Annotated in this window: 2 protein-coding genes; both read left to right on the top strand. The window is 56.5% G+C overall.

The window, feature by feature from the left end:
* On the top strand, positions 1 to 513 hold a 513-nt coding region (locus SB751_RS27985; RefSeq protein WP_410748785.1), incomplete at its 5' end, for an RNase A-like domain-containing protein.
* 4 nt (positions 514 to 517) lie between these two features.
* A complete protein-coding gene (locus tag SB751_RS27980; protein WP_144203685.1) occupies positions 518 to 805 on the top strand; it encodes a contact-dependent growth inhibition system immunity protein in 288 nt (95 codons plus the stop codon).
* Positions 806 to 895: the final 90 nt, after the last annotated feature.

The following is an 895-nucleotide window of genomic DNA, read 5'->3' as shown; positions in this document are numbered from 1 at the left end:
GAAACCATGCGGGCGCCGCCGGACATGGCCGGCAATATCGGGCTGTCGCTGGATATTGGTGTGGGATTCGGCCTCGCCGGCATGCTGAAGGCCGCGCGGGTGGCGAGCATTACCGCCGGGCGGATTTACCTGGTGCAGCATGAGGCGAAATCGCTGAAAGGTCCCGGTGGGCACACGATTGCGAAGCACGTGGGGAAAACGGAGGCGCAATTGCGAGCGAGGTTGATGCAGGGGCCCCGGTTAACGGCGGCATCATCGTTCACGGACCTGCGCACAGCCGAGTTCGCCATCTCGGAGGCGTTGCGCGCCCATAGTGGCCAGATAAAGACATGGGCGGCGGGCTACGGGGCGGCAAAGCTGCGCTTCGATGCCGCTACGATCAAACCTGTTGGCAAGGTTGTTTTGCGGACGACGGGCAGATTGGAGGATGCTCGCAAAGTTCGCGTGGTGCTATTGCGAGAGCAATACAATGGAATGCCCTACTTCGTACTGACAGCATTTCCGATAAGCTGATTTTATGACTGATTCCCGATACCCGGAGCTATGGCAGTTGATTGGGGCCTATTTCAATCAGGACTTCGATATGTTTGGGGACAGCATCGAGGATCTGATCGCGGTATATATCTCGGAATCCGATCCCGCTACGCGGAAGAGGGTGATTCAGGATATTGAGAGGTTCATGGCTGAAAACCGTGGCGCGATCGAAGAAGCCTATCGCAGGGAGTTTGGTGAAGAGATCGACTGGGGAATCAGCCACGAGGCGTTCCTCCGGAAAGTCGAGCATCTCATTCACACCAGCCTATAAAAAAAGGGCGCCTTTGAACTGCACCCCAAAAGTTGGACACCCGTTCAACCTTTGGGGTGTTTTTCATGGCGAAGTACAACGAGGCGTTCA

Origin of the sequence: Cupriavidus sp. SIMBA_020 (assembly GCF_046535395.1) — a bacterium.
GTDB classification, from domain to species: Bacteria; Pseudomonadota; Gammaproteobacteria; order Burkholderiales; family Burkholderiaceae; genus Cupriavidus; species Cupriavidus campinensis.
The sequence above is the reverse complement of the archived record's forward strand: the minus strand, read 5'-3'. Positions and strand labels throughout refer to the sequence as shown.